A 25,153-nucleotide genomic window follows, 5' to 3' on the forward strand; every position below is an offset into this window, starting at 1 on the left:
ATCCGGATCAGCTGTTCTCCAGCTCGACGTTCAGGCCGAGCGAGCGCATTTCCTTGACCAGCACGTTGAAGCTTTCCGGGATACCGGCTTCGAACGTGTCGTCGCCGCGGACGATCGACTCGTAGACCTTGGTCCGGCCGGCCACGTCGTCGGACTTCACCGTCAGCATTTCCTGCAGGGTGTAGGCCGCGCCGTAGGCTTCCAGAGCCCACACTTCCATTTCCCCGAAGCGCTGACCGCCGAACTGGGCCTTGCCGCCCAGCGGCTGCTGGGTGACCAGCGAGTACGGACCGATCGAACGGGCGTGGATCTTGTCGTCGACCAGGTGGTGCAGCTTCAGCATGTAGATGTAGCCGACCGTGACCGGACGCTTGAACTGCTCGCCGGTGGTGCCGTCGAACAGGATCGACTGACCCGACGCGTTGACGCCGGCCATTTCGAGATGGCTCTCGATGTCCTCGATGCGGGCGCCGTCGAACACCGGGGTGGCGATCGGAACGCCCTTGCCCAGGTTCTTGGCCAGCTCGACCAGGTCTTCCTCGGTGTCCGGCAGCTCTTCGTCCGGGCCGTAGACGTCACGCAGACGTTGGACCAGGGCGTCCTTCTGACCGCCGTGCTGCCAGTCCTCGAGCAGACCGGTGATCTGCTTGCCGAGGTTGGCGCAGGCCCAGCCCAGGTGGGTTTCGAAGATCTGACCGACGTTCATGCGCGAAGGCACGCCCAGCGGGTTCAGCACGAGGTCCACGTGGGTGCCGTCGGCGAGGAACGGCATGTCCTCGATCGGCAGGATGCGCGAGATGACGCCCTTGTTGCCGTGACGGCCGGCCATCTTGTCGCCCGGCTGAAGCTTGCGCTTCACGGCCACGAAGACCTTGACCATCTTCATGACGCCCGGGGGCAGTTCGTCGCCGCGCTGCAGCTTGTCGACCTTGTCTTCGAAACGACGGTCGAGGCGCTTGCGGTTCTCGTCGAACAGACGGCGCAGGCTTTCCAGTTCGCCCATCGCCTTCTCGTCGTCGAGCGCGATCTGCCACCACAGGCCCGAGGCCACCGAGGCCAGGCCTTCAGCGGTGATCTCGCCGCGCGACAGGCCCTTGGGACCCGACAGCGCGTTCTTGCCGATCAGCAGGTCCTTCAGGCGACCCGAGATGTTGCGGTTCAGGATCGCGAACTCATCGTCGCGGTCCTTGCCCAGACGGTCGATTTCCGAGCGTTCGATCGCCAGGGCGCGTTCGTCCTTGTCGACGCCGTGACGGTTGAACACGCGCACGTCGACGATCGTGCCGGCGACGCCCGGGGGCAGGCGCAGGCTGGTGTCGCGGACGTCGGAAGCCTTCTCGCCGAAGATGGCGCGCAGCAGCTTTTCTTCCGGAGTCATCGGGCTTTCACCCTTCGGCGTGACCTTGCCGACCAGGATGTCGCCCGGCTGGACTTCGGCGCCGATGGCCACGATGCCGGCTTCGTCGAGGTTGCGCAGGGCTTCCTCGCCGACGTTCGGGATGTCGCGGGTGATTTCTTCCGGACCGAGCTTGGTGTCGCGGGCCATGACTTCGAATTCCTCGATGTGGATCGAGGTGAAGACGTCGTCACGGACGATGCGCTCGGAGATCAGGATGGAGTCTTCGAAGTTGTAGCCGTTCCAGGGCATGAACGCGACGAGCGCGTTGCGGCCCAGGGCCAGTTCGCCCAGCTCCGTCGACGGACCGTCGGCGATGATGTCGCCGGCGCTGATCTTGTCGCCCACGCGGACCAGCGGACGCTGGTTGATGCAGGTCGACTGGTTCGAGCGCTGGAACTTCGACATCCGGTAGATGTCGACGCCCGAGCGGGCCGCGTCGGTCTCTTCGGTGGCGCGCACGACGATACGGGTGCCGTCGATCTGCTCGACGACGCCGGTGCGCTTGGCGATGACCACGGCGCCCGAGTCACGAGCCACGACCGCTTCCATGCCGGTGCCCACGAGCGGGGCGTCCGACTGGACGAGCGGCACGGCCTGACGCTGCATGTTCGAGCCCATGAGGGCGCGGTTGGCGTCGTCGTTTTCCAGGAACGGGATCAGGGCGGCGGCCACCGACACGACTTGGCGCGGCGACACGTCCATCAGGTCCACCGTCTCCTTTTGCAGGAGGGTCGGTTCGCCGTTGATGCGGCCCGGAACCAGGTCTTCGAGGATCTCGCCTTCGACGACCTTGATGTTCGACTGGGCGATGACGTGCTTGGATTCCTCCATCGCCGACATGTAGACGACTTCGTCCATCGGCTTGCCGTCCTTCACGCGACGGTACGGGCTCTCGATGAAGCCGTACTTGTTCACGCGGGCGTGGGTGGCGAGCGAGTTGATCAGACCGATGTTCGGGCCTTCCGGCGTTTCAATCGGGCAGATCCGGCCGTAGTGGGTCGGGTGAACGTCGCGGACTTCGAAGCCGGCGCGTTCGCGGGTCAGACCGCCCGGGCCGAGGGCCGAGAGACGACGCTTGTGGGTGATTTCCGACAGCGGGTTCGTCTGGTCCATGAACTGCGACAGCTGCGAGGAGCCGAAGAATTCGCGGACGGCGGCGGCCGCCGGCTTAGCGTTGATCAGGTCGTGCGGCATGACGGTGTCGATATCGACCGACGACATGCGTTCCTTGATCGCCCGTTCCATGCGGAGCAGGCCGACGCGGTATTGGTTTTCCAGCAGTTCGCCGACCGAACGCACCCGGCGGTTGCCGAGGTTGTCGATGTCGTCGATTTCGCCGCGGCCGTCGCGCAGGCCGACCAGCAGCTTCAGCACGGCCAGGACGTCTTCCTTGCGCAGGACGCGGACTTCGTCCGAGACTTCCTGCTCGAGGCGCATGTTCATCTTCACGCGGCCCACCGACGACAGGTCGTAGCGCTCGGCGTCGAAGAACAGCGACTTGAACATCGCTTCGGCGGCTTCAACCGTCGGCGGCTCGCCCGGACGCATGACGCGGTAGATGTCGAACAGCGCGTCTTCGCGGACGGCGTTCTTGTCGACGCGCAGGGTGTTGCGCATGTAGGCGCCGACCGTGACGTGGTCGATGTCGAGCACGTCGATGGTGTCGAAGCCTTGGTCGGCCAGGGCCTGGATCGTCGGGACGTCCAGCTCGTCGCCGGCTTCGGCGTAGATCTCGCCGGTCTCGAAGTTGACGGCGTCGCGGGCCAGGTAGCGGCCGGTCAGGGCTTCCGGACCAAGCAGCAGGGTCTTCAGACCGGCGTCGGCGAACTTCTTGGCGTTGCGGGCGCTGATCTTGGTGCCGGCCGGAGCGATTTCCTCACCCGTGTCGGCGTCGACCAGGGCGACTTCCGGCTTCACGCCGCGCCAGCGCTCGGCCTTGTACGGGGTGGCCCAGCCGCCCGCGCGCTTTTCGAACGGGACGACGTCATAGAACGTGGTCAGGATCTCTTCGCCGTCCATGCCCAGGGCATAGAGGAAGGTCGTGGCCGGCAGCTTGCGGCGACGGTCGATGCGGACGTAGACGATGTCCTTGGCGTCGAACTCGAAGTCGAGCCACGAGCCGCGGTACGGGATCACGCGGGCGGCGAACAGCAGCTTGCCCGAGGCGTGGGTCTTGCCCTTGTCGTGGTCGAAGAACACACCCGGCGAGCGGTGCATCTGCGAGACGATGACGCGCTCGGTGCCGTTGACGATGAAGGTGCCCTTGTCGGTCATGAGCGGGATGTCGCCCATGTAGACGTCCTGCTCCTTGATATCCTTGACGGACCGGGCGCCGGTTTCTTCTTCGGTTTCGAACACGATCAGGCGCAGCTTGACCTTCAGCGGCGCGGCGAAGGTCATGTCGCGCTGAATGCACTCTTCAACGTCGTACTTCGGCTCTTCGAACTCGTACGAGACGTATTCGAGCACGGCGCGCTCGTTGAAGTCCTTGATCGGGAACACCGACTTGAAGACCGCTTCGACGCCTTCGTCGCGACGCTGGCCCGGACGGACCTCGCGCTGAAGGAACTGCTCGTAGGAGGAGCGCTGAACCTCGATGAGATTCGGCATCTGCACAGCTTCGGGGATGCGGCCGAACGACTTCCGGATCCGCTTCTTGCCGGTGAAGGATTGCGCCATGTTTTTTCCCTGCGGCGCGGACGGAATCCGCGCGTGAATTCGAATGCCTCGGCGTCCACCCTCGCCGCTCCCCTGGTCGGAGAGCGTCGGACGCTGGAATTCCCCTAGCGAGCGACCGGGACCGGAAGCTCGATGGGCGCCCCTTCGCGCGGATCGGAGGGCGGCTGATCGCGCCTCGGGGCGTTGAAGAGCGGACGTGCGTGGACGCACTCCGCCGAAATGTCTTCGTGAACGGGCGGATATAGGGGATCGAAACGCGGATGGAAAGGGGGAAATAGCGCCCCATTCGACGGCGTCGCTTCGTTTCAGCAGGGATACGCCCGCTCAGCCCCCTTCCGGGGACGAAGGATCGCCATGCCCGCCGCCGCCCAGCCGTCCCTCAGGCGCCCCTCCCCGCCCGACGCCTCGACCACCCTGGTCTCGCCGATGCAGCGGATCGCCGACCGGATCGACGAAGTTTCGCCGGTTCCGCGCAAGCTGATGATCGCCGCCAGTTCCGACCTCGCGGCCGGCGATTTCCAGGCCGCCGAGAAGAAGGCCATGGCCGCGGCCCCGCACGGCGGGCCGCTGGCCCTGCGGCTGCTGGGCCTGGTCTACGAGCGCGCCGGCCAGCTGCCCAAGGCCTTCACCGCCTATCAGGCCGCCCACAAGCTGTGGCCGGACGACGCCGACGGCGTGCGCGACCTAGCGCGGCTGGCCCGGCGCCTGGGCCAGCCGGGCATGGCGGCCGAACTGCTGCTGCGGGTGCGCGCCGCCGCGCCTGGCGACCTGGCCGACGCCCAGGACCTGGCCTCGGCCCTACGGGACCTCGACCGCTTCGACGACGCCCTGCAAGTGGTGCGCGAGGCCATGGCCCTGGCGCCGGAGGATCCAAACCTCTGGAGCCTGCTGGGCTCGATCGCCACCCAGCGCGGCGACGACGGGGACGCCCAGGTGTTTCACGACGAGGCCGCGCGCCTGGGTCCGCGCGAGGTGCCGGTGCTGGCCAACGCCGCCATCGCCCGCCTCGACGTCGGCGACGCGGCCGGCGCCCTGGCCGCCTGCGACGCGGCCCTGGCCGCCGCCCCGACCCCGCCCCAGGCCGCCTCGGTGCGCATGACCCGGGCCTTCGCCCAGCTGTGCCTGGGCGACCTGGCCGGCGGCTGGGCCGACTACGCCGCCCGGCTGGCGCTGGAACGCCGGGAATCCATGGCCTTCGACATTCCCGGCGAGCGCTGGACGCCGGCCCGGCCGCTGCGCGGCCTCTCCCTGCTGCTGGTCGGCGAGCAGGGCCTGGGCGACGAGGTGCTGTTCGGCTCGATGCTGCCCGACCTTCTGACCGCCCTTGGCCCCGCCGGCCGCCTGACCCTGGCGGTGGAGCCGCGCCTGGTTTCGCTGTTCGCCCGCGCCTTCCCCGGCGTGCGGGTGACGCCGCATGTCGGCACGAGCCTGGCCGGCCGCGTGACCCGCGGCGTCCCGGACGCCAGCGATCACGAGACCTGGGCGCCGATGGGCGCCCTGCTGCCGCTGCTGCGGCCGACGACCGACCGTTTCGCCCCGCGCGCCTTCCTGTCGCCCGATCCGGACCGGCTGGCGCACTGGCAGGACTGGCTGGCGAGCCTGGGTCCTGGCCGCAAGGTCGGCTTCATGTGGCGCAGCCGGCTGATGGGCGGGCTTCGCAACCGCCGCTTCGCCCCGTTCGAGGCCTGGACGCCGGTGCTGCGCATGCCGGGCGCGGTGTTCGTCAATCTGCAGTACGGCGAGCCCGGGCCGGAATTGGCCCGCGCCGCCGCGGCGGGGCTGGAGATCCACCAGCCGCCGGGCCAGGACCTGATGCAGGACCTGGAGGGCGTCACCGCCCTGGCCTGCGCGCTCGATATGATGATCGGTCCGATGACCGCGACCAGCAACCTGGCGGCCGCCTGCGGCGTCGAGACCTGGATCCTCGCCTCCAACCCACTCTGGCCGTTGCTGGGGACGGGCGGCTGCCCCTGGTACCCCAACGTGCGGGCCTTTGCGCCGGAGGGGGCGGATGACTGGGGGCCGAGGCTGGAAGAAGTGGCGGGGGCGCTGGCGGAGCGGGTGGAAGAAGCACCGGCGGCCTGAGGCCGGCTTGGCCTCGAGCGGATTTCGGTTTAGCCCTGCAACCTTGGGTCAAGCTTGAGCGCCGGCATGCACACCGCCACCTACCAGTTCACCGCCGCCGATCTCGCCGACGCCCGAGGTTACGCCTATCGGAGCCTTCCGGGCGTGAAGGCCTTCCGAGCCGTGCCCTTCCTGATAACGGGCTACGCCCTGCTGATGATCGCCAGATATGCGCTCCAGGAGCGCTGGAGCGGCGTCATGCTTCACACGCCTCTGTTCTGCGTTGGCCTGGTGCTGCTGGCCTTGAGGTGGCTGGGCGATCGGTGGGTGCTGCCCCTGTCAGCGCGCCAACAGATCGCGCGGGACAAGAGCCTGCAGGACGAAACCGTCATTTCCTGGGGCCCCGAACAGATCACCTTCCAGAACATCCGCAGCCAGTCTCAATGGGCCTGGGGCGACTTCTATCGCTGGCAGGAGGCCCCTGGCGGCCTGCTCCTCTGGCGAAGCGACCGCCTCTACAGCTATGTCCCCAAGCGCGTCCTCACCGGGGACCAGATTGCGGAGCTTCGCGCCATCCTGACCGGCGCGTTGGGCGCGGCCGGCAAGCGGCGGAAATAGCCGGCCAAGAAAAAAGGGAGGACGTTTCCGCCTCCCCTCTTCGTCTCTTACTTCACCACCTGGACCGCGGCCTGGGCCTGGGCCGCCAGGGCCTTGTCGCCCGTGGCGGTGAGTTTGCCGGCCTTGTCGTCCCAGCGCAGCTTGACCGTCTTGCCGACGCCCTTCTCGTAGGCGTTGGTGACGCCGTCGTCGTCATAGAGCGAGAACTCGGCGTCGCGGCCCGGCCAGACCTTCACGGCGCTGATGGCCTGGGGCTGGCTGGTGTTGAGGATCGGCGCGCCCATCGGCACGATCGAACCGGCGCGGACGAACAGCGGGATGGTGTCGATCGGGGCCTTCACGCGGATCGTCTGGCCGCCCGTGTACTTCTGATTGGTCCAGTAGTCGTACCAGTCGGCGCCGGCCGGCAGGTAGACGTCGCGCTCGGTGACGCCCTGGTCGGTGACCGGAGCCACCAGGAAGGCCGGGCCGAACATGTACTGGTCGCCGATGTCAGCCACCTTGGGGTCGTTCGGGAAGTCCATGAACAGGCCGCGCATGAAGGGCGCGCCGGTGTCGTAGGTCGTCTTGCCCATCGAGTAGAGGTACGGCATCAGCGCGTAGCGCAGGCGGACGTACTTGGTCAGGACGGTTTCGGCCTCCTTGCCGAACGACCACAGCTCGGTCTCCTTGCGCATGCCGTGCACGCGCAGGGTCGGGGTGAAGACGCCGTACTGGAACCAGCGGGTGAAAAGCTCGGGATAGTCGTTGTTCTGGCCGACCACGGCGCGGGCGTCGGACGGGTCGAGCAGCGGCGGCTTGGTCGCCGTCGTGGTCTGCGGCAGCCACTGCCAGCCGCCGATGTCGTTGCCCCAGTAGGCCAGACCCGAAGCGGTGAAGTTCAGGCCGGTCGGCACCTGGCGCTTGAGCACTTCCCAGGTCGGCGAGATGTCGGACGACCAGAACAGCGAGCCGTTGCGCTGGGCGCCGGTGTAGGCGGCGCGGGCCAGGATCAGGTTGCGCTTGTCAGGACGATCGCGGCGCGAGCCGTCGGCGGCCAGCTGGGTGTGCATCAGCGGGAAGGCGTTGCGGACGCGGTCGCCCGTGCCGGCGTGGAAGTAGTAGCCCGAGGGCACCAGGTCAGGCTCGGTCTCGTCCAGCCACAGCCAGTCGAAGCCCTGCGAGAGGATGTTGTCGCGGATCTTGCCCCAGAACCAGTCGCGGGCCTCGGGGTTGGTGGTGTCGATCAGGGCGCCGGTGCGATCGCTGCGGAACGGCAGGCCATCGACGACCTTGCCGTCGGCGTCCTTCAGGAAATAGCCCTTGTCGGCCATGTAGTTGAAGTAGCGGCCTTCCTGCTCGAAGCGGGGCCACACGCTGATGATGGTCTGCACGCCGCGTTCATGCAGCGTCTTGTTCATGCCCTTGGGGTCGGGGAAAGCGGTCGGATCGATGTCGATCTGGCCCATCCGCGTCCAGTGGAACCAGTCCAGCACCATGATGTCGAGCGGCAGGCCGCGCTTCTGGTAGCCGTCGGCCACGGCCATGAACTCGGCCTGGGTCTCGTAGCGGGCCTTGGACTGGATGTAGCCGAAGGCGGCCTTGGGCGGCAGCGGGGTGACGCCGGTCAGGGCGCGGTAGCCCGCGTAGATCTCGTCGGTGGTCTTGCCGGTGATGACGAAGAACGACACCCGCTCGCCGACGTTGGACTGCCACAGGGTGCGGCCGTTGACGCCCGGATAGATCTTGGTGGCCGACGGGTTGTCCCAGAGGATGCCGTAGCCCTTGGACGTCACCAGGAAGGGCACGCAGACGGTCTCGCCGTGCGGGGCGTCGTAGTCGTGCTTGCAGTCGATGGTGCGGCCGCGCAGGTCGAGCGCGCCTTCCGACTCCTGGTTCTGGCCCAGGCCGTAGAAGTGCTCGTCGGCCGTGGTCGAGAAGGTGGCGCCGGCGCGGTAGGTCTTCTCGCCGCTGACGACGTGGGGCGACAGCTCCCAGCCGTTCATATCGACCAGAGAGGTCCCGTCGGCCTTGCGCACCTTGATCGAGACCGGCGGCAGCGACGGCGCGAAATAGCGCTCCTGCAGGCTGGGCGCGCCGGGCCACGGCTGGGCGACGACTTCCAGCGACAGCTCCGAAGAGGTGAAGACGTCGGCGCCGGCCTTCTGATCGTGGCGCCAGCCCTTGTCGCTGGGCGCGCCGTTGATCCCGTAGCCGGGGGCGGCCTTGGCCAAGTCCTTGTCCTGGCTGATGGTCACGCGGATGACGTTGGGGGCGTAGGTCTCGACCGAGACATAGGAGCCGTTGCGGTCGACCGTGGTGGTCGGGGCCGCGACGGCGAGGCCGGCGGCCATGCTCAGGGCCAGGCCAGACGCCACGCCAAGGGCGCGTCGACGCGCTCCGTTCAGCCAAGCCATGCGATTTCCTCCACTAAGTTACCGCTATCATTCCCTGGTGCTGGCGTAGTGGCGGGCGCGGCGAAGGTCAAGGCAAGGGTGTGATTGATGGGAGGAATGGGCGGCGGTCCTTCTCCCCTTGCGGGAGAAGGTGGCGGCCGAAGGCCGTCGGATGAGGGGTCGCGCGGGCGGTTCTGAGAGACCCCTCACCCGACCTCGCTCCGCGAGGCCACCCTCTCCCGCAAGGGGAGAGGGGCTTAGAAACGAAAACGGGCCCGGAGGTTTCCCTCCGGGCCCGTCTCGTAAGGTCATGAAGACCAGATCCGCGTCAGGCGACGCGGAACCGGATTACTTCACTTGGACCTTGGCGCCGGCTTCGGTCAGCTTCTTGGCGACTTCGTCGGCCTGCTGCTTCGAAACGTTTTCGACGACGTTCTGCGGAACGCCTTCGACCAGGTCCTTGGCTTCCTTCAGGCCGAGGTCCGGACGGACGCCGCGGACTTCCTTGATGACGTTGATCTTCTTGTCGCCACCGTCCAGCAGGACGACGGTGAATTCGGTTTGCTCTTCAGCGGCTTCAACCGGAGCGGCCGGACCACCAGCGGCGGCGACGGCGACCGGAGCGGCGGCCGAGACGCCCCACTTTTCTTCCAGCAGCTTCGAGAGTTCAGCGGCTTCCAGCACCGACAGGGTGGACAGTTCTTCGACCAGCTTTTCGAGCTTCGACATGTGTCAGTTCCTTAGAGAGATTGGGATAGATTTGCGGGGATGACCGTTACGCGGCGTCTTTGGTCGCGTAGGCGTTGAAAACGCGAGCCAGCTGGGCAGCCGGGGCCTGCAGGACGCCAGCGATCTTGGTCGCCGGAGCCTGGATGAGGCCGATGAGCTTGCCACGCAGTTCGTCCAGCGACGGCAGGGTCGCCAGAGCACGCACGCCGGCTTCGTCGAGCACGTTGGTCTGGTCCAGAACGCCACCGACAATCTTGAGCTTGTCGTTTTCTTTGGCGAACTGCACCGCGATCTTCGCGGCCGAGACGGCGTCCGGGCCGAAGGCGATGGCGACCGGACCGGTGAAGAGCGTGTCGCCCTTTTCACCGAGCTTGCCGTCGAGAGCCTTCAGAGCCAGGGTGTTCTTCACAACCTTGATCGCGGCGCCTTCCTTGCGGAGGCGAAGACGAAGGTCGGTCATTTCCGCAACGGTCAGACCCGTATAGTGGGTCACGACGACAGCGCCGGCATCGGCGAAGACGCTTTTCAGCGACTCGATCGATTCCTGCTTTTGAGCGCGGTCCATTGCGGTCTCCTACTCAGTTGCAGGCGGCCGGACCATTCCGGCAGCCAGATGCTCGTCCCATGCGGAATTGCTCCCGCGCGCGAGTTGCATCAGCCTGTTCCAAGGAAAGTCGGCCGCGCACCTGACTCGGACTGACGTCACGAGGAAGGCGGTCTTGGCGTCTCTATCCCTGTCTCCCGACGGCGAGGAAGGGCTCTTCCTCGATTATGGCGCTGGTGACCCCGCGCCCCGCAGTTCTCAAACAGGTTCGCCGCCGAACCGGAGTCCAGCGGAGAGGCGGGCCGTATAGACGAAGAGTCGGCGGATATCAACAGGGAGAAGCGACTTCGCTAACGCGTCAGCCGCTTCAATCCATCCAGCGCGAGACCCGACAGCGGGGCGGCCGTGTCGATCACAAGCCGCGAGCCGACCTGGGGCGTCTCGTATCGTAGAGTGATTTCCAGTCGCCGATCACCATCCAGCCTCAAGCGGCTCAATCCGCCATAGCTGCCGTAGAACTGATCCTGCAGCTCGACGTAGTGGTCCTCGCCGAAGAAATCGATGGCGGTCTCGGCGCCGGCTTCCGGCAGGGAGATCAGAAGATAGCCCGCCTTGGATCCCTTCAGGTCGAACGCGATCTGGACGACGCCGTTCTCGATTGAAGCCACTTCCCCGGAACTTCTCACGCGCATGGCTGCTCCTAGATCAATCGCGCCAGCGCCTGCTTGGCCGCTGCTACGCCCGAGGCGAAACAGGCCTGCAGCAGGTAGCCGCCGGTGGGGGCTTCCCAATCGAGCATCTCGCCGGCCAGGAAGACGTCAGGCCGCGACCGCAGCGCCAGACCGTCCAGGCTGTCGAAGGTCACGCCGCCGGCGGCCGAGATCGCCCGGTCCAGCGGCCGGGCGGCCGTCAAGCGGATCGGCGCGGCCTTGATCGCCGCCGCCAGGCGCGACGGCTCGGACGGCAGGTCCAGGCCATGGGCCTCGCGCAGCAGGTTCACCTCGACCGGCGACAGCTTCAGGGCCTTGCGCAGGTGGTTGGCCAGGGACTGGCCGCCGCGCGCGCCGGAGAGGCGCCGCTCCAGGGTCTCGGCCGGCAGGTCGGGACGCAGGTCGATGGTCAGCACCGCCGCGCCGTCGCGGGCGATCGCCTCGCGCGGGGCCGAGCCCAGGGCGTAGACCGCTCCGCCCTCCAAGCCGTAGCCGGCGACCATGGCGTCGCCCCGCGCTTGGCGGCCGTCGCAGGTCAGGCGGACGTTCTTCAGCGGCTCGCCGGCGAAGCGGTCGCGGAAGATCTCGCTCCAAGAAACCTCGAACCCGCAGTTGGCCGGGGCGAAGGGCGCGACCTGAGCCCCCTGCCCTTCCAACGTCTTCGTCCATGCCGCGTCTGAGCCGAGCTTGGGCCAGCTGGCGCCGCCCAAGGCCAGGATCGTGGCGCGCGGCCGCCAGGCTTCGCGGCCGTCCGGACCGTCGATCAGCAGGGCGCAGTCCTCGCTCCAGCCCGCCCAGGCCGACCGGGTCTGCAAGGAGACGCCCAGGCTCTCCAGCCGGGCCAGCCAGGCGCGCAGCAGCGGCGAGGCCTTCATCGCCTTGGGGAACACACGCCCGCTGGCGCCGACGAAGGTCTCCTGGCCGAGGTCCCGGGCCCATGCAACGAGATCGGCCGGCGTAAAAGCCTCGAGCATCGGTCGCAGCACCGCCTCGCGCGGGCCATAGCGGGCGGCGAAGCGCTCGAAGTCTTCCGAATGGGTGAGGTTCAGGCCGCCACGGCCGGCCATCAGGAACTTGCGGCCGAAGGTCGGCATCTTCTCGAACACCACGACCGAGCGGCCGGCCTGCGCCAGGCGCTGGGCGGCGATCAGCCCGGCGGGCCCGCCGCCGACCACGGCGACGTCGATGATCCTGGAAGAGTCAGCGGTCACGCGGCCTCGATGTCGGTCAGGGAAAAGTCGCCGCCCTTGTAGAGCAGCGGCACGCGATGAACCTTGGCGCAGGCGTAGGCGAAACAGTCGCCCATGTTCAGCTTGGCGGGATGGACGCCCTTGCCGAAGCGGGCGTGGGCTTCGAGCGCGAGAAGGCCTTCGGGCGCGCCGATCTCGACGATCCGAACATTCAGGCTCGCCTGGAAGCTGAACAACCGCGCGCTGGCTTCGCTCACCCCGTCCTCGGTTTCCCGCACGAGGGCGCGGACCGTTTCCCAGTTGGCGATCGAAGACGTCAGGATGGTGTCGGCGGCGACCAAGGCCGCGACCAGCCGATCCCGTTCCGGCTCATTCAGCGAAACGGCCGTCCAGGCCGAGGCGTCGACGAACATCAGTCGCCGTTGATCATGTCGAAGAACGCCTTGTCCGCCTTGAGGCCCGTCCGAGGCACGGCGTCGAACTCGGCCAGGATGGCTTCGACCTTCGCCAGCTTTTCCGCCTGCGCCTTCTCACGCGCGGCCAGGGCCTCGGTGGCGGCCAGCTTCACGGCCTCGGTGATGCCCACGTGCGCCTTCTCGGCCAGCTGGCGGACCAGGGCGTCGGTTTCGGGGTCGCGGATATGAAAGGCCATGGATCACCTCCATCTAGCCTGAGGATAACATCGGCTAGCCGGCCTCACAACGAACCCCAACGAAACGAGGCCCCAAACGCAAGACGGGCGCTGGATCGCTCCAGCGCCCGTCTCCGAAGTCAAAGGCTTCGATCGGCGGTTAGGCGGTGATCGAGGCGATGTCGACCTTCACGCCCGGACCCATCGTCGAGGACAGGCCGACCTTCTTGACGAAGACGCCCTTGGCGCCTGACGGCTTGGCCTTGTTCAGGGCGTCGATCAGAGCCTTGACGTTGACCAGCAGGGCTTCGTCGGTGAACGAGGCCTTGCCGATGCCGGCGTGAACGATACCGGCCTTTTCGACGCGGAACTCGACGGCGCCGCCCTTGGCGTCCTTCACGGCTTGACCGACGTTCGGGGTCACGGTGCCGACCTTCGGGTTCGGCATCAGGCCGCGCGGGCCCAGCACCTTACCGAGACGACCGACCAGGGCCATCATGTCCGGGGTGGCGATGACGCGGTCGAAGTCCATGAAGCCGTTCTGGATCTTTTCGACCAGGTCTTCGGCGCCAACCACTTCGGCGCCGGCCGCGGTGGCTTCGGCGGCCTTGGCGTCCTTGGCGAAGACGGCGACGCGGACGTCACGGCCGGTGCCCGACGGCAGTTGAACGACGCCACGGACCTGCTGGTCGGCGTGACGCGGATCGACGCCGAGGTTCACCGAGATTTCGATGGTCTCGTCGAACTTGGCCTTGGCGTTGGCCTTGACCAGGGCGATGGCGTCGGCGACGGCCAGGGTGGCGTCACGGTCGCCGGTCCAGGCCTTGATGCGCTTGGGTTGCTTAGCCATTGGATTAGGCCTCCACGATCTTCAGGCCCATGGCCTTGGCGGAGCCTTCGATGATCTTGGCGGCAGCCTCGAGATCGTTGGCGTTCAGATCCTTCATCTTCTTTTCGGCGATTTCGCGCAGTTGGGTGCGCGTCACTTCGCCGACGGTCTCACGACCGGTCAGCTTCGCGCCGGACTTCAGGCCGGTGATCTGCTTCAGGTAGTGGGTCGCCGGGGGCGTCTTGGTGACGAAGGTGAACGACTTGTCCTGGTAGACCGTGATGACGGTCGGCAGGGGGGTGCCCTTTTCGACGTTCTCGGTGCGCGCGTTGAACTCCTTACAGAAGCCCATGATGTTGACGCCGCGCTGACCCAGAGCCGGGCCGATGGGGGGCGAAGGCGTGGCCGAGCCAGCCTTCACCTGGAGCTTGATGTAGCCCAGGATCTTCTTAGCCATACTATCCTCTCATGAGGGCCGGAGCCCTCGCTGGTGAGCCGTGGTGCGGGCTTGGCGGCCCTTCCACGGATTTGGCTCGTCATATTCGAGCGAATAACGACGAACACGCCCCGGGACGGGGTCCTGGAGCGAGGCGGCGCATGTAGCAGGCGCGTCGAACGGAGTCCAGCGCGGCGGCCCCGTATACGATCTTCCCCGCCCTGTTGCCGCCATGCCACGCCGGTTTCGGCCACGCCGGGGCCGCAATTCAACCGGAGCGACCCGCCAGTAAACAAGAACGACACTACATCGTCACAAATTCATCAATCCATGCCAATAACGGCGCAATGTGAGCACACTCGTTCTCATCACAACGATATCAGGCAACATATTCGCCCCATTCCATGAATTTCCGCCGAAATTCAGAAAAGAAACGACGCCATTCGTCTTCCGTATCGCGAACCTTGTTTCGCAGAACACCGTCATCGCGACAAGCGATTTGGCGAATACTGGGGACTATGAATGGCTAGAAACACCTATCTTCTGAGCGCGTCGGCGCTCGTCATCGCCGTGACCGCAGCGCCGATCCTGGCGCAGGCCCAGACGAACGACGAGCCGGCCGCCGTCGAGGAAGTCGTCGTCACCGGTTCGCGCATCGCGCGCCGCGACTACGTCTCCAACAGCCCGATCATGACCATGGGCCAGGAGCAGATCGAGAAGACCGGTTCGGTCACGGTCGACACCCTGCTCAACCAGATGCCCCAGTTCGTGCCGTCGGTGTCGTCGACCTCGAACAACCCGTCGAACGGCGGCCAGGCCAACATCGACCTGCGCGGCCTCGGCACCGCCCGCACCATGGTGCTGATCGACGGCCACCGCGTCGTTCCGTCGAACTCGGACGGCACGGTCGACGTCAACATCGTCCCCGCGGCCCTGATCCAGAACATCGAAGTGATCTCGGGCGGCGCCTCGGCGACCTACGGCTCGGACGCCATGGCCGGCGTCGTCAACTTCAAGCTCAACAACAAGTTCGAAGGCCTGATGGTCGACGGCCAGTACGGCCTGACCCAGCGCGGCGACGGCAAGGAAGGCACGCTGAGCGTCACCGGCGGCACCAAGTTCGCCGACGGCCGCGGCCACGTCACCGCCTCGTTCGGCTACACCAAGCGCGGCGCCGTGTTCAACTCGGCCCGCGACTTCTCGAAGGTCAGCGGCCTGTCGAGCACCACGCCCTACGGCAGCTACGTCGTCGACGCCACCAACGCGCCGTCGCAAAGCGCCGTCGACTCGGTGTTCGCCCAGTACGGCGTCTCGACCGGCACGGTCAGCAGCGCGAGCTCGCGCTACGGCTTCAACAACGACGGCACGCTGTTCACCAACGGCGTCAACTACACCGGCTCGACCGCGCTCGACAGCTCGACCCTGACCTCGAGCAACTACTACAACACCGGCGCGCTGAACCTGCTGCAGCTGCCGATGAGCCGCTACTCGTTCTACACGGCCGGCACCTTCGAGCTGACCGACAACATCGAGCTCTACGGCTCGGTCAACTACAGCCACTACCGCTCGCGCACCCAGCTGGCCCCGTCCCCGGGCACCGGCTTCACCGTGCCGGTGACCAACCCGTTCATCACCGACGACCTGGCCACCCTGCTGGCCAGCCGCGCCGATCCGGACGCCGACTTCACCCTGAACAAGCGCTTCACCGACGTCGGTCCGCGCATCTCGACCACCACCTTCGACGTCGTCCAGGCGGCTGGCGGCGCCCGTGGCCAGACCGGGATCAAGGACTGGAGCTACGACGTCTACACCTCGTTTGGTCAGTCCAAGCAGAAGGAAAAGCAGTCGGGCAACGTCAGCCGCTCGGCGGTCGAGGAACTGCTCGACGCCTCGGACGGCGGCGCCAGCCTCTGCGAGGGCGGCTACGACCCGTTCGGCAACAACGAGATCTCGTCCGAGTGCAAGTCGTACATCTCGCGCACGACCCACAACACCACGACGGCCCAGCAGGCGATCGTCGAAGCCAACTTCAGCGGCGGCCTCTTCGACCTGCCGGCCGGCGAACTGCGCGGCGCCTTCGGCGCGGACTACAAGTGGGACAGCTACAAGTACTCGCCTGACGCCCTGCTGCTCAGCGGCGACGTCGTCGGCTTCAACGCCGCCGGCGCGGTCGACGCTTCGACCCACGTCTCGGAAGTCTATGGCGAACTGCTCGTGCCGGTCCTGAAGGACCTGCCGTTCATCAAGTCGATGAACCTCGACCTTGGCTACCGCTACTCGAACTACGCCACGGTCGGCGGCGTCGACGCCTACAAGATCGACGGCGACTGGGAAATCGTCGACGGCTTCCGCCTGCGCGGCGGCTACAACCGCGCCGTCCGGGCCCCGAGCCTGGGCGAGCTGTACTCGCCGCAGAACCAGGGCTTCTACTCGCTGAGCGAAGACCCCTGCTCGGCCGACAGCAGCTACCGCACCAACAGCGCCACCGCCGCCACCGTGCGTAGCACCTGCCTGGCGCAAGGCGTGCCGTCGTCGATCATCGACAGCTACAGCTACAGCAGCAGCCAGGTCGAAGGCACCAGCGGCGGCAACCCGGACCTGACCGAGGAAACCGCCGACACCTACAACTTCGGCTTCGTCTGGACCCCGCGCTTCGAGAACCCGCTGTTCGAGAAGTTCTCGGTCTCGGTCGACTACTATTCGATCGACGTGAAGAACGCGATCGGCACCATCGACGTCTCGACGGCGCTGGAGAAGTGCTACACGGGCGGCAGCAGCGCCAGCTACTACTGCAACCTGTTCACCCGCTCGAGCACCACGGGTGAAATCACCAACGTCACCCTGACCAACCTGAACCTGGCCGAGTACAAGACCTCGGGCGTCGACTTCCAGCTCGACTGGGGCTTCGGCCTCGGCGCGGTGGGCCTCGACGACAGCCTGGGCTCGATCAAGATCAACGTGGTGGGCAACTACCTCGAGAGCTTCAAGATCCAGAGCCTGCCGGGCGAAGCGTTCGAAGAGCTGAAGGGCACGATCGGCAACACCCAGATCAGCGGCACCGCCGTCTCGCACCCCGAATGGAAGTACGCCACCTCGGTGGACTACGCCTTCGGCCCGTTCTCGGTCGGCGCGCGCTGGCGGCACATCGGCGACATGGTCGACGCCTACTATCCGGACGAGAAGATCGGCGCCGTCGACTACTTCGACCTGAACGGCAGCTGGGCGATCAACGACACCTACTCGCTGCGCGGCGGGGTCACCAACCTCACCGACAAGCAGCCGCCCTACTTCTCCTCCTACGTCCAGGCCAACACCGACCCGTCGACCTACGACGTGCTCGGCCGCCGCTTCTACGTGGGCTTCAAGGCGAAGTTCTAAGAACGGCCTGATCTAGGCTGAACTTGGGGGCGGATCTCTTCGGGGATCCGCCCTTTTTCTTTTGGGGGGAGACGCCCGGATCCACGCATCGCGTGCTGGTGACAAGCCTGGCGAATGCTCTAGCCTCCTGGCGGGATCACAGGGGGAAACCGAGCGTGCATCTGTTCACCAGGATCGGGCTCGTCTTGGCGGCGGTCCTCGCCCTCGCGGCGCCGCCAAGCCTCGCCGCGGCCAAGCCCCGGCCCGTCGCGGCTCGGGCTCTGACCGCCGGAGCCGTCGCTTCGCCCGACAGCTACGGAGCCCTGGCCGCCGAGGAAATCCTGCGCAAGGGCGGCAACGCGGTCGATGCGGCCGTGGCCACGGCCTTCGCCCTGGCGGTGACCTATCCGGAAGCCGGCAATCTGGGCGGCGGCGGGTTCATGACCCTTTATGTCGACGGCAAGCCCTACTTCCTCGACTACCGCGAGACCGCCCCGGCCGGGGCCGCCGCCGGCATGTACCTGAACGCCGAGGGCGAGGCGGTGGCCGCCCGCAGCCAGTTCGGAAACCTGGCGGCCGCAACGCCAGGCACGGTGCGCGGCATGGCCATGGCCCACAAGCGGTTTGGCCGGCTGTCGTGGGCGCAGGTGCTGGCCCCGGCGATCCGCTACGCCCACGAGGGCTTCCTGGTCACGCCGCAGCTGATCGGCAACCTCGAGGACGCTGAAGGATCGTTCGTCGGCGTCACCAATTTCCACGCGCGATTCGGCGGCCTGAAGGCCGGCGCGACATTCCGCCAGCCCGAGTTGGCCGCCACCCTGGAGCGCATCGCCAAAGGCGGAGACGCCGAGTTCTACACGGGCAAGACCGCCGACCTGCTGGTCGCCCAGATGGCGCGCGGTCCGGAGAAGGGGCTGATCACCAAGGCCGATCTGGCCGCCTACAAGGCCGTCTGGCGCGAGCCGATCCAGGCCGACTGGCGCGGCTTTCGCGTGATCACCGCCCCGCCGCCCAGCTCCGGCGGGATCGCCCTGCTGCAGCTGCTGATGATGAAGCAGGACGCCGCCCCGCTTTTCGCGGGCGTGGCGCTGAACAGCCCGCAATATGTCCACCTGGTCGCCGAGATGGAGAAGCGGGTGTTCGCCGACCGGGCCGAATATCTGGGCGACCCGGACTTCTGGAAGGTTCCGGTTTCGAACCTGATCGATCCTGCCTATGTCGCCCGTCGCGCGCGGGAGATCGATCCGGCCAAGCCCTCGCCCACGCCCTCGGTCAAGCCGGGGCTGGAAAAGCCGCAGACCACCCACTTCTCGATCGTGGACCGCTGGGGCAACGCCGTCTCCAACACCTATACGCTGAACGGCTGGTTCGGCTCGGGCGTCGTGGTCGAGGGCGCGGGCTTCCTGCTCAACGACGAGATGGACGACTTCTCGGCCAAGCCGGGCGCGCCCAACATGTTCGGGGTGGTGGGCGGCGACGCCAACGCCATCGCGCCCGGCAAGCGGCCGCTGTCGTCGATGACCCCGACCATACTGACGCGCGACGGCAAGGTGGCCATGGTGATCGGCACGCCCGGCGGCTCGAGGATCTTCACCTCGGTGTTCCAGGTGCTGGCCAATGTCTACGACTACGGGCTGCCGTTGGATCAGGCGCAGAAGCAGTTGCGCTTCCACCATCAGCTTCTGCCCGAGAACGTGATCTTCTCCGAACCCTACGAACCCTTTCCGGCCGCGCTGACGACGGCGTTGGAGGCGCGGGGCTACAAGATCGAGACCGGGTTCGTCGGCGACATCGAGGCCATCCAGGCCATCGACGGCGCGCCGGTTCCGGCGGCCGATCCGCGGGCGCGCGGCGTGGGCAAGGTGGTTCCGTAGAAGACGTGGAATAGAGCCGCGCGCCTCTCGGCCTCCGGACGGAGCGTCGGCCTCTCTCTGGCGCGTCCGTTTCCGGTCGCCCCCCTTCCCCGGACAACAAAAAACCCCGCGTCGGCCGACGCGGGGTTCTTCGTATTGGCGCTGATCCGAAAGGGATCAGGCGATCTTTTCGACCTGGCTGTATTCCAGCTCGACCGGGGTGGCGCGGCCGAAGATCGAGACGGTGACCCGCAGGCGGGCCTTCTCTTCGTCGACCTGCTCGACCGAGCCGTTGAAGCTGGCGAACGGGCCGTCGATGACGCGGACGTTCTCGCCGACTTCGTACAGCACGACGGTCTTCGGCTTCTCGACGCCCTCTTCGATGGCGCCGACGATGCGCTGGACTTCCTTTTCGGAGACCGGCGTCGGCTTGGAGCCGCTGCCCAGGAAGCCCGTGACCTTCGGGGTGTTCTTGATCAGGTGATAGGCTTCGTCCGAGAGGTTCATCTTCACCAGGACGTAGCCCGGGAAGAACTTGCGCTCGGCGTTGACCTTGCGGCCACGGCGGATCTCGACGACGTCCTCGGTGGGCACCAGGATCTCGGAGAAGCTGTCTTCCAGGCCCTGGGCCTTGGCTTGCTCACGGATGCTCTCGGCCACCTTCTTCTCGAAGTTCGAGTAGGCGTGGACGATGTACCACTTGTGGTTCGGGTTCGAGGCGGTTTCGGTGCTCATGGTCTTCTTATGACTTATCCGGCCGCGAACTTCAGCAGCAGATTGGCGCCGGCCCCGAGGAGCCAGTCGACCAGGAGGAAGAACAGCGAGGCGACGATCACCATGATGAAGACCATCACCGAGGTGATCCAGGTCTCCTTGCGGGTCGTCCAGGTGATCTTGCGGGCCTCGGCGCGCACTTCACGGAAGAACTGCACCGGGTTGAAGGGCTTCTTGGGCGCCGCCGCGGCGGCGGCGGACGGAGCCTGACCGGCAGGGGCCAGCGCCGCAGCCGTACGGGCGGCGCGGTTCTTGATCGCTGACGGGCTGGATCCCGGTTTCCTGGCCATGGTTTCAGAGGCTCGCGTATCTGACAGGCCGGACCGAACGCCGGGCCGGCCGATGACATATAGTGGCAGGAGTGGAGGGACTCGAACCCCCGGCCCTCGGTTTTGGAGACCGATGCTCTACCAGCTGAGCTACACTCCTGCAGAAACTCCGGTCCTTGAAGTACCGGACCGCAGCCTAGGCGACGGTTCGGCCGGAGGGCCGCGAGCGGCGCCGCCGACGCTTCCCAGCGCCAGAGCGGCGTCGTGTAGCAGGGTCGTTTGCGCCGGGCAAGCGGATCAGGTCGCGTCAACCGCGCGTTATTGCGGAAGTCCCGGGTCTGACGGCGCCTTTTCACAGGTTTCTTGGCCCGGACACCCCTGTGACGCGCCAATGACGCGCCTGAGAAAGGATCCGCGATGGCCGAAATCGCCGGCGAACGCCCCTCCAACCATGAAGTCGAGCATGAGAATCAGCGGCCGAATCCCGGTGGCGACGGCAAGCCGCCTCGTCCGGCCACGGAACCCGTGGGCGCCGAGGACAGTGTGACCACGCCGAAGACGCGCACGGATCCAGGCTCCGGCGAAGGCTGAAGCGCAACCTCGCCGGAGCCGAACCCGTGGGTCGGCTTTCGTCAGCCGGCCTTCTTGGCCTCCGTCTCGCTCGCGGCGCTCGGCGCGGCCGCGGCGCATTGGACGTTCAGGTAGGACCATTTGACGTCGGTCAGCTCACGACCGCATTCGGTGTTCTTGCCTTGGTCACGTCCGCGCAGCGAAACGCCGACCCCCTTTCCGGGGTCTGGCGCCGGACTGGCGCTGGAGACGTCGTAATAGCCGCCGTTGGGGCCGCGCACGACGAGGCACTTGGTGTTTTCGACCGGCCGCACGCAGCCGCTCGCCGTCACCGACTTGCCTTCCAGAGTGACTTGCTGAGCCTTGGCGGCCTTGGTTTGGGCGCCGCCTTCACAACCCGCTACGCCTAACGCTAACAGACTGGCCGCCGCGGCGGCCATAACGAACCTCACCCGCATACGTTCCTCCGTATCGTTGGCTCCGCGAACGAAGCAAAAGGAACTCTGCGCCCCGTTTCGGCGACCGGCAATCACATTTTTGACACAGTCTGAAAAAGCGAACGGCGCTATTTTGAACGGTTCGTAGAATTTTTTCTCAAAGCCCCTTCAGACAGCAAAAGTTGACATCCGCTCTCAACTTCTCACATGAGACGCAGGTCGCCTTCAGGGCCGGAGCGACACCCGACTTTTCTTATGCGCGCTGCTGTTATTCAGACGGGCGCGAACAGGATCGAAACCACAGACCATGACGGCCGAGACCGCTACCGCCGCCCCTGCTCCCGCCAAGGAGTCCCCGCACAACCTCGAGACCGTTCTCTGGGTCAAGCACTGGACCGACCGGCTCTTCAGCTTCGCCATCACCCGTCCGGCCAGCTTCCGCTTCCGTTCGGGCGAGTTCGTGATGATCGGCCTGCCGCCCCGCGAAGAGCTGGGCGAGAAGAAGCCGATCCTGCGCGCCTATTCGATCGGCTCGCCCTCGTTCGCCGAGGAGTTGGAGTTCTTCTCGATCAAGGTGCCGGACGGCCCGCTGACCTCGCGCCTGCAGCAGATCAAGGCCGGCGACCAGGTCCTGCTCGGCAAGAAGCCGACCGGCACCCTGGTGCTGGACGCGGTGAAGCCGGGCAAGCGCCTGTTCCTGTTCGGCACCGGCACGGGCCTGGCGCCCTGGCTGTCGGTCGCCCGCGATCCGGACGCCTACAGCCGCTTCGAGAAGGTGATCGTCGCCCACGGCGTGCGCGAAGTGCAGGAACTGGCCTATCGCGACCTCTTCACCAGCGAGATCCACGACGATCCGCTGGTCGGCGACGAGGCCAAGGCCCAGCTCGTCTACTACCCGACCGTCACCCGCGAGCCGTTCGAGCGCCAGGGCCGGTTCACCGACCTGATCGAGAGCGGCAAGCTGTTCAGCGATCTGGGCCTGGAAGGCGGCAAGTTCGATCCCGAGCACGACCGCGCCATGCTGTGCGGCTCGATGGCCATGATCAAGGACACCGCCGCCCTGCTTGAGGCCCACGGCCTGGTCGAAGGCTCCAACGCCGAGCCCGGCGACTTCGTCATCGAGCGCGCCTTCGTCGGCTGATCCGGCGAGACCCTCGAAAGAATGAAAAGGCCAGCCGCGAGGCTGGCCTTTTTCTTTTGGCTAGGCCGTCCCGGTCGCCGCCCGCAGGGTCGGCTCGAAGGCGCCGACCGCGCCGTTGTCGGTGTTGGTCAGCAGCACCGCGTCCACCTGCTTCTCGGGGAAGTGCAGGACGATGCTGTTGAAGCCCGGCAGGCCGCCGCTGTGCCAGATCACCGGCGTGTCGAAGATGCGCGCCACCTCCAGGCCATAGCCGTAGTCGGCCTGCTGCACGAAGGCCGGCGGCTTGCCGGGGGTCATGCCCTTGGGCGTGAAGTGGGCCGAGCCGACGGGCGTTCCGTCCGTAGTCCGTGCGGCCGTGGTCATCTTCAGCACGCCCGCCGGCGAGACGACGCGACCGCCGAACAGGGCCTGGTTCCAGGCCAGCATGTCGCCGACCGTCGAGCGCAACCCGCCCTCGGCGACGGGCAGACCGCCGTCAGCGACCTTGCGGAAAGCCTTGGGCGCGCCGCCGTCCAGGCTGTAGCCGACCGCGCGACGCGGTACGGCGTCGGCATAGGCGTCCAGCGCCGTGGCGGTCAGACCGGCGCTGGCCAGGACGTTCTTGGCCAGGAAGTCGCCGTAGCTCCGCCCCGACACGCGCTCGATGATCGCGCCGAGCAGCACGTAGTTGCTGTTGGAATAGCCCCACAGCGCGCCCGGCTCGAAGTCGTAGAGCGGCGCCAGCCGGGCCATCAGCCGCCAGCGTTCGGGATCATGCCGCCAATCGCGTCCCGCATCGGCCGGCAGGCCGCCCAGGACGTAGTCGTGGATCCCCGCCGTGTGGGTCAGCAGCTGCTCGACGGTCGGCACGCGCCCGCAGGGTGAGGCGGGAAAGCCGGGGAAGAACCGGTCCACCGGCGCATCCAGCGCCAGGGCGCCGCGCTCGCTCAGCAGCACGACGGCCGCGGCGGTGAACTGCTTGGTGCAGGAGGCGATGCGGAAGACGGTGTCGGGGACGACCGGCGTCGCCGCTTCGATGTCCGCGACGCCGAGACCGAAGACGGTCGGCGGACTTCCGAACCGCCGCACGCCCAGGGCGAAGCCGGCGGTCTGGCCGTCCGCCACGCTCCTGGCGGCGATGAGGCGCAGGCGCTGCGCCAGATCGTCCTTGGCCGGCCCGGCCTTGGCGCCGTCGGCGCAGACCGCCGCCGACGCGGCCAGGAGCATCGCTTCGCGTCGCGTCTTCGTCATCGCTTCCCCCCAGATCGCGTAACGTCGGGCGGCAAGCTATGCGGGCGCCGGCGGCGGCGCAATTCGCCAAGCGTTCAGGTCTTCCTCGGATTGGGCAGGAAGGCGGCCAGCAGGCCCAGCACCGGCAGGACGGCGCAGAGCTTGTAGACCGTCTCGACGCCCTTCCAGTCGGCCACCTCGCCCAGCACCGCAGCCCCCAGGCCGCCCATGCCGAACGAGAAGCCGAAGAACAGGCCCGAGATCATGCCGATGCGTCCCGGGGCCAGCTCCTGGGCCAGGACGACGATGGCCGGGAAGGCCGAGGCCAGCAGCAGGCCGATGATCACCACCAGCGGACCGGTCCAGAACAGGCTGGCGTAGGGCAGGACCAGGGTGAAGGGCAGCACGCCCAGGATCGAGATCCAGATCACCGCCTTGCGGCCGAAGCGGTCGCCCACCGGACCGCCGGCGATCGTGCCCACGGCCACCGCCGCCAGGAAGGCGAAGAGGTGCATCTGGGCGTTCCCGACCGACAGGTGGAAGCGCTCCATCAGGTAGAAGGTGAAGTAGCTGGTCAGGCTGGCCATGTAGACGTACTTCGAGAAGATCAGCGCCAGCAGGATGGCGATGCCCTTGGCCGCCGCGCCCTTGGGCAGGTCGATCGAGACCTTGCGGCCGCTGCTTGCGGCAAGGCGCGCCAGGCCGTGGTGGCGCGCCCAGACGGCGACGTTCCACAGCACCGCTCCCGACAGCAGCGCCAGCAGGGCGAAGACGCCCAGGCTGGACTGGCCCCAGCGCACCACGACCAGGGCCGCGGCCAGCGGACCCAGGGCCTGGCCGGCGTTGCCGCCGACCTGGAACAGCGACTGGGCCAGGCCCGGCCGCTCGCCCGCCGCCATCCGCGCCACCCGCGAGGATTCCGGGTGGAACACCGACGAGCCGACGCCCAGCAGGCACGCGCCCAGCAGCACCAGCCCGTAGACGTGGGCGATCGACAGCACCACCAGCCCCGACAGCGAGAACAGGGTCCCGGCCGGCAGCACCATCGGATTGTGTCGGCGGTCGGCATGGAGCCCGACCAGCGGCTGCAGGATCGAGGCGGTGATCTGGTAGGCCAGGGTGACGAGGCCGATCTCGCCGAAGCTGAGGTGAAGGTCGGTCTTGAGGTTGGGATAGATGGCCGGCAGCAGCGACTGCATCATGTCGTTGAGCAGGTGGCAGCCGCTCACCGCCAGGATCACGCCGAACACGGTGGTCTGGGCCTTGTTGGCGGCTGGTTCTGCGACGGCGGATCGGATCGCTGTATCGGTCATTGAAGCTCTTCCCGTGAAGGTTCGAC

The 25,153-nt window shown here is 67.0% G+C and carries 21 protein-coding genes and 1 tRNA gene; 6 read left to right on the top strand and 16 right to left on the bottom strand.

Annotated features, from left to right (window positions below; all coding sequences use genetic code 11):
- Nucleotides 1-7: 7 nt before the first annotated feature.
- The gene (rpoB, locus tag AC1RRS_RS23975) at nucleotides 8-4,078 is read right to left on the bottom strand and encodes a DNA-directed RNA polymerase subunit beta (protein WP_110121629.1); all 4,071 of its coding nucleotides are present in this window, start codon (nucleotides 4,076-4,078) and stop codon (nucleotides 8-10) included.
- A gap of 354 nt (nucleotides 4,079-4,432) precedes the next feature.
- Here rpoB and AC1RRS_RS23980 point away from each other — a divergent pair, with 354 nt between their 5' ends.
- Both AC1RRS_RS23980 and AC1RRS_RS23985 read left to right on the top strand, forming a co-directional pair.
- Nucleotides 4,433-6,163: a tetratricopeptide repeat protein gene (locus tag AC1RRS_RS23980; protein WP_492857390.1), complete on the top strand. Its 1,731-nt coding sequence runs from the start codon at nucleotides 4,433-4,435 to the stop codon at nucleotides 6,161-6,163.
- 66 nt (nucleotides 6,164-6,229) lie between these two features.
- Nucleotides 6,230-6,760: a YcxB family protein gene (locus AC1RRS_RS23985; RefSeq protein WP_492857391.1), complete on the top strand. Its 531-nt coding sequence runs from the start codon at nucleotides 6,230-6,232 to the stop codon at nucleotides 6,758-6,760.
- A 47-nt stretch (nucleotides 6,761-6,807) separates the two neighbouring features.
- Here AC1RRS_RS23985 and AC1RRS_RS23990 read toward each other — a convergent pair whose 3' ends face one another.
- From AC1RRS_RS23990 to rplK, 9 genes are all read right to left on the bottom strand, one after another.
- Nucleotides 6,808-9,156: a glycoside hydrolase family 31 protein gene (locus AC1RRS_RS23990; protein ID WP_492857392.1), complete on the bottom strand. Its 2,349-nt coding sequence runs from the start codon at nucleotides 9,154-9,156 to the stop codon at nucleotides 6,808-6,810.
- A gap of 327 nt (nucleotides 9,157-9,483) precedes the next feature.
- Nucleotides 9,484-9,864, bottom strand: coding sequence for a 50S ribosomal protein L7/L12 (gene rplL, locus AC1RRS_RS23995; RefSeq protein ID WP_487292085.1), 381 nt, complete (start codon nucleotides 9,862-9,864; stop codon nucleotides 9,484-9,486).
- 46 nt (nucleotides 9,865-9,910) lie between these two features.
- Entirely contained in the window at nucleotides 9,911-10,429 is a 519-nt protein-coding gene (gene rplJ, locus AC1RRS_RS24000) for a 50S ribosomal protein L10 (RefSeq protein WP_110117853.1), read from the bottom strand.
- 329 nt (nucleotides 10,430-10,758) lie between these two features.
- Nucleotides 10,759-11,076 (bottom strand): hypothetical protein, encoded by a 318-nt coding sequence (locus tag AC1RRS_RS24005; RefSeq protein WP_492857393.1) that lies wholly within the window; start codon nucleotides 11,074-11,076, stop codon nucleotides 10,759-10,761.
- 32 nt (nucleotides 11,077-11,108) lie between these two features.
- Nucleotides 11,109-12,329, bottom strand: coding sequence for a BaiN/RdsA family NAD(P)/FAD-dependent oxidoreductase (locus tag AC1RRS_RS24010; RefSeq protein WP_492857394.1), 1,221 nt, complete (start codon nucleotides 12,327-12,329; stop codon nucleotides 11,109-11,111).
- A complete protein-coding gene (locus tag AC1RRS_RS24015; RefSeq protein ID WP_492857395.1) occupies nucleotides 12,326-12,721 on the bottom strand; it encodes a type II toxin-antitoxin system VapC family toxin in 396 nt (131 codons plus the stop codon). Before AC1RRS_RS24015 ends, AC1RRS_RS24010 begins: the two co-directional genes overlap by 4 nt.
- Nucleotides 12,721-12,960 (bottom strand): type II toxin-antitoxin system VapB family antitoxin, encoded by a 240-nt coding sequence (locus AC1RRS_RS24020; protein ID WP_492857396.1) that lies wholly within the window; start codon nucleotides 12,958-12,960, stop codon nucleotides 12,721-12,723. Before AC1RRS_RS24020 ends, AC1RRS_RS24015 begins: the two co-directional genes overlap by 1 nt.
- 139 nt (nucleotides 12,961-13,099) lie before the next feature.
- Nucleotides 13,100-13,789: a 50S ribosomal protein L1 gene (gene rplA, locus AC1RRS_RS24025; RefSeq protein WP_110117857.1), complete on the bottom strand. Its 690-nt coding sequence runs from the start codon at nucleotides 13,787-13,789 to the stop codon at nucleotides 13,100-13,102.
- Between the two features lie 4 nt (nucleotides 13,790-13,793).
- Complete coding sequence (gene rplK / locus AC1RRS_RS24030; RefSeq protein WP_007661528.1) at nucleotides 13,794-14,225, bottom strand: 50S ribosomal protein L11; 432 nt, start codon at nucleotides 14,223-14,225, stop codon at nucleotides 13,794-13,796.
- 501 nt (nucleotides 14,226-14,726) lie between these two features.
- Here rplK and AC1RRS_RS24035 point away from each other — a divergent pair.
- Together AC1RRS_RS24035 and ggt are read left to right on the top strand one after the other, a co-directional pair.
- Entirely contained in the window at nucleotides 14,727-17,582 is a 2,856-nt protein-coding gene (locus AC1RRS_RS24035) for a TonB-dependent receptor domain-containing protein (RefSeq protein ID WP_492857397.1), read from the top strand.
- Between the two features lie 155 nt (nucleotides 17,583-17,737).
- Nucleotides 17,738-19,435, top strand: coding sequence for a gamma-glutamyltransferase (gene ggt, locus AC1RRS_RS24040; protein WP_492857398.1), 1,698 nt, complete (start codon nucleotides 17,738-17,740; stop codon nucleotides 19,433-19,435).
- Between the two features lie 156 nt (nucleotides 19,436-19,591).
- On the opposite strand, the gene nusG is transcribed toward ggt, so the two are convergent.
- The 3 genes from nusG to AC1RRS_RS24055 form a co-directional block, all read right to left on the bottom strand.
- Nucleotides 19,592-20,149 carry a transcription termination/antitermination protein NusG gene (gene nusG, locus AC1RRS_RS24045; protein ID WP_110117861.1) on the bottom strand — a complete coding sequence of 186 codons (558 nt, stop codon included), beginning with the start codon at nucleotides 20,147-20,149 and terminating at the stop codon, nucleotides 19,592-19,594.
- A gap of 14 nt (nucleotides 20,150-20,163) precedes the next feature.
- Nucleotides 20,164-20,478, bottom strand: a complete 315-nt coding sequence (gene secE / locus AC1RRS_RS24050; protein WP_110117862.1) for a preprotein translocase subunit SecE — start codon at nucleotides 20,476-20,478, stop codon at nucleotides 20,164-20,166.
- A gap of 63 nt (nucleotides 20,479-20,541) precedes the next feature.
- Nucleotides 20,542-20,617 (bottom strand) — tRNA-Trp (locus AC1RRS_RS24055).
- A 257-nt stretch (nucleotides 20,618-20,874) separates the two neighbouring features.
- Here AC1RRS_RS24055 and AC1RRS_RS24060 point away from each other — a divergent pair.
- Complete coding sequence (locus AC1RRS_RS24060) at nucleotides 20,875-21,048, top strand: hypothetical protein (protein ID WP_492857399.1); 174 nt, start codon at nucleotides 20,875-20,877, stop codon at nucleotides 21,046-21,048.
- 41 nt (nucleotides 21,049-21,089) lie between these two features.
- Here the strand turns inward: AC1RRS_RS24060 and AC1RRS_RS24065 are convergent, their stop codons facing one another.
- Nucleotides 21,090-21,467, bottom strand: coding sequence for a hypothetical protein (locus AC1RRS_RS24065; RefSeq protein WP_487292092.1), 378 nt, complete (start codon nucleotides 21,465-21,467; stop codon nucleotides 21,090-21,092).
- A gap of 304 nt (nucleotides 21,468-21,771) precedes the next feature.
- On the opposite strand from AC1RRS_RS24065, the gene AC1RRS_RS24070 reads away from it, so the two are divergent.
- Entirely contained in the window at nucleotides 21,772-22,605 is an 834-nt protein-coding gene (locus tag AC1RRS_RS24070; protein WP_492857400.1) for a ferredoxin--NADP reductase, read from the top strand.
- A gap of 60 nt (nucleotides 22,606-22,665) precedes the next feature.
- Here AC1RRS_RS24070 and AC1RRS_RS24075 read toward each other — a convergent pair whose 3' ends face one another.
- Both AC1RRS_RS24075 and AC1RRS_RS24080 read right to left on the bottom strand, forming a co-directional pair.
- Nucleotides 22,666-23,835 carry a serine hydrolase domain-containing protein gene (locus AC1RRS_RS24075; RefSeq protein WP_492857401.1) on the bottom strand — a complete coding sequence of 390 codons (1,170 nt, stop codon included), beginning with the start codon at nucleotides 23,833-23,835 and terminating at the stop codon, nucleotides 22,666-22,668.
- A gap of 74 nt (nucleotides 23,836-23,909) precedes the next feature.
- Nucleotides 23,910-25,127, bottom strand: a complete 1,218-nt coding sequence (locus AC1RRS_RS24080) for an MFS transporter (RefSeq protein WP_492857402.1) — start codon at nucleotides 25,125-25,127, stop codon at nucleotides 23,910-23,912.
- Between the last annotated feature and the right edge of the window lie 26 nt (nucleotides 25,128-25,153).

The sequence above is a fragment of the Caulobacter sp. GW821-FHT12A07 genome (genome assembly GCF_058807655.1).

Coding starts and splice junctions, on each gene's coding strand:
- AC1RRS_RS24015 (WP_492857395.1), bottom strand. CDS start 12,721: ATGTTCGTCGACGCCTCGGCCTGGACGGCCGTTTCGCTGAATGAGCCG.
- AC1RRS_RS24035 (WP_492857397.1), top strand. CDS start 14,727: ATGGCTAGAAACACCTATCTTCTGAGCGCGTCGGCGCTCGTCATCGCC.
- AC1RRS_RS24075 (WP_492857401.1), bottom strand. CDS start 23,835: ATGACGAAGACGCGACGCGAAGCGATGCTCCTGGCCGCGTCGGCGGCG.
- nusG (WP_110117861.1), bottom strand. CDS start 20,149: ATGAGCACCGAAACCGCCTCGAACCCGAACCACAAGTGGTACATCGTC.
- AC1RRS_RS24065 (WP_487292092.1), bottom strand. CDS start 21,467: ATGGCCGCCGCGGCGGCCAGTCTGTTAGCGTTAGGCGTAGCGGGTTGT.
- AC1RRS_RS24080 (WP_492857402.1), bottom strand. CDS start 25,127: ATGACCGATACAGCGATCCGATCCGCCGTCGCAGAACCAGCCGCCAAC.
- secE (WP_110117862.1), bottom strand. CDS start 20,478: ATGGCCAGGAAACCGGGATCCAGCCCGTCAGCGATCAAGAACCGCGCC.
- AC1RRS_RS24060 (WP_492857399.1), top strand. CDS start 20,875: ATGGCCGAAATCGCCGGCGAACGCCCCTCCAACCATGAAGTCGAGCAT.
- rplL (WP_487292085.1), bottom strand. CDS start 9,864: ATGTCGAAGCTCGAAAAGCTGGTCGAAGAACTGTCCACCCTGTCGGTG.
- rplK (WP_007661528.1), bottom strand. CDS start 14,225: ATGGCTAAGAAGATCCTGGGCTACATCAAGCTCCAGGTGAAGGCTGGC.
- AC1RRS_RS23985 (WP_492857391.1), top strand. CDS start 6,230: ATGCACACCGCCACCTACCAGTTCACCGCCGCCGATCTCGCCGACGCC.
- rpoB (WP_110121629.1), bottom strand. CDS start 4,078: ATGGCGCAATCCTTCACCGGCAAGAAGCGGATCCGGAAGTCGTTCGGC.
- rplA (WP_110117857.1), bottom strand. CDS start 13,789: ATGGCTAAGCAACCCAAGCGCATCAAGGCCTGGACCGGCGACCGTGAC.
- AC1RRS_RS23980 (WP_492857390.1), top strand. CDS start 4,433: ATGCCCGCCGCCGCCCAGCCGTCCCTCAGGCGCCCCTCCCCGCCCGAC.
- AC1RRS_RS23990 (WP_492857392.1), bottom strand. CDS start 9,156: ATGGCTTGGCTGAACGGAGCGCGTCGACGCGCCCTTGGCGTGGCGTCT.
- AC1RRS_RS24070 (WP_492857400.1), top strand. CDS start 21,772: ATGACGGCCGAGACCGCTACCGCCGCCCCTGCTCCCGCCAAGGAGTCC.
- AC1RRS_RS24020 (WP_492857396.1), bottom strand. CDS start 12,960: ATGGCCTTTCATATCCGCGACCCCGAAACCGACGCCCTGGTCCGCCAG.
- rplJ (WP_110117853.1), bottom strand. CDS start 10,429: ATGGACCGCGCTCAAAAGCAGGAATCGATCGAGTCGCTGAAAAGCGTC.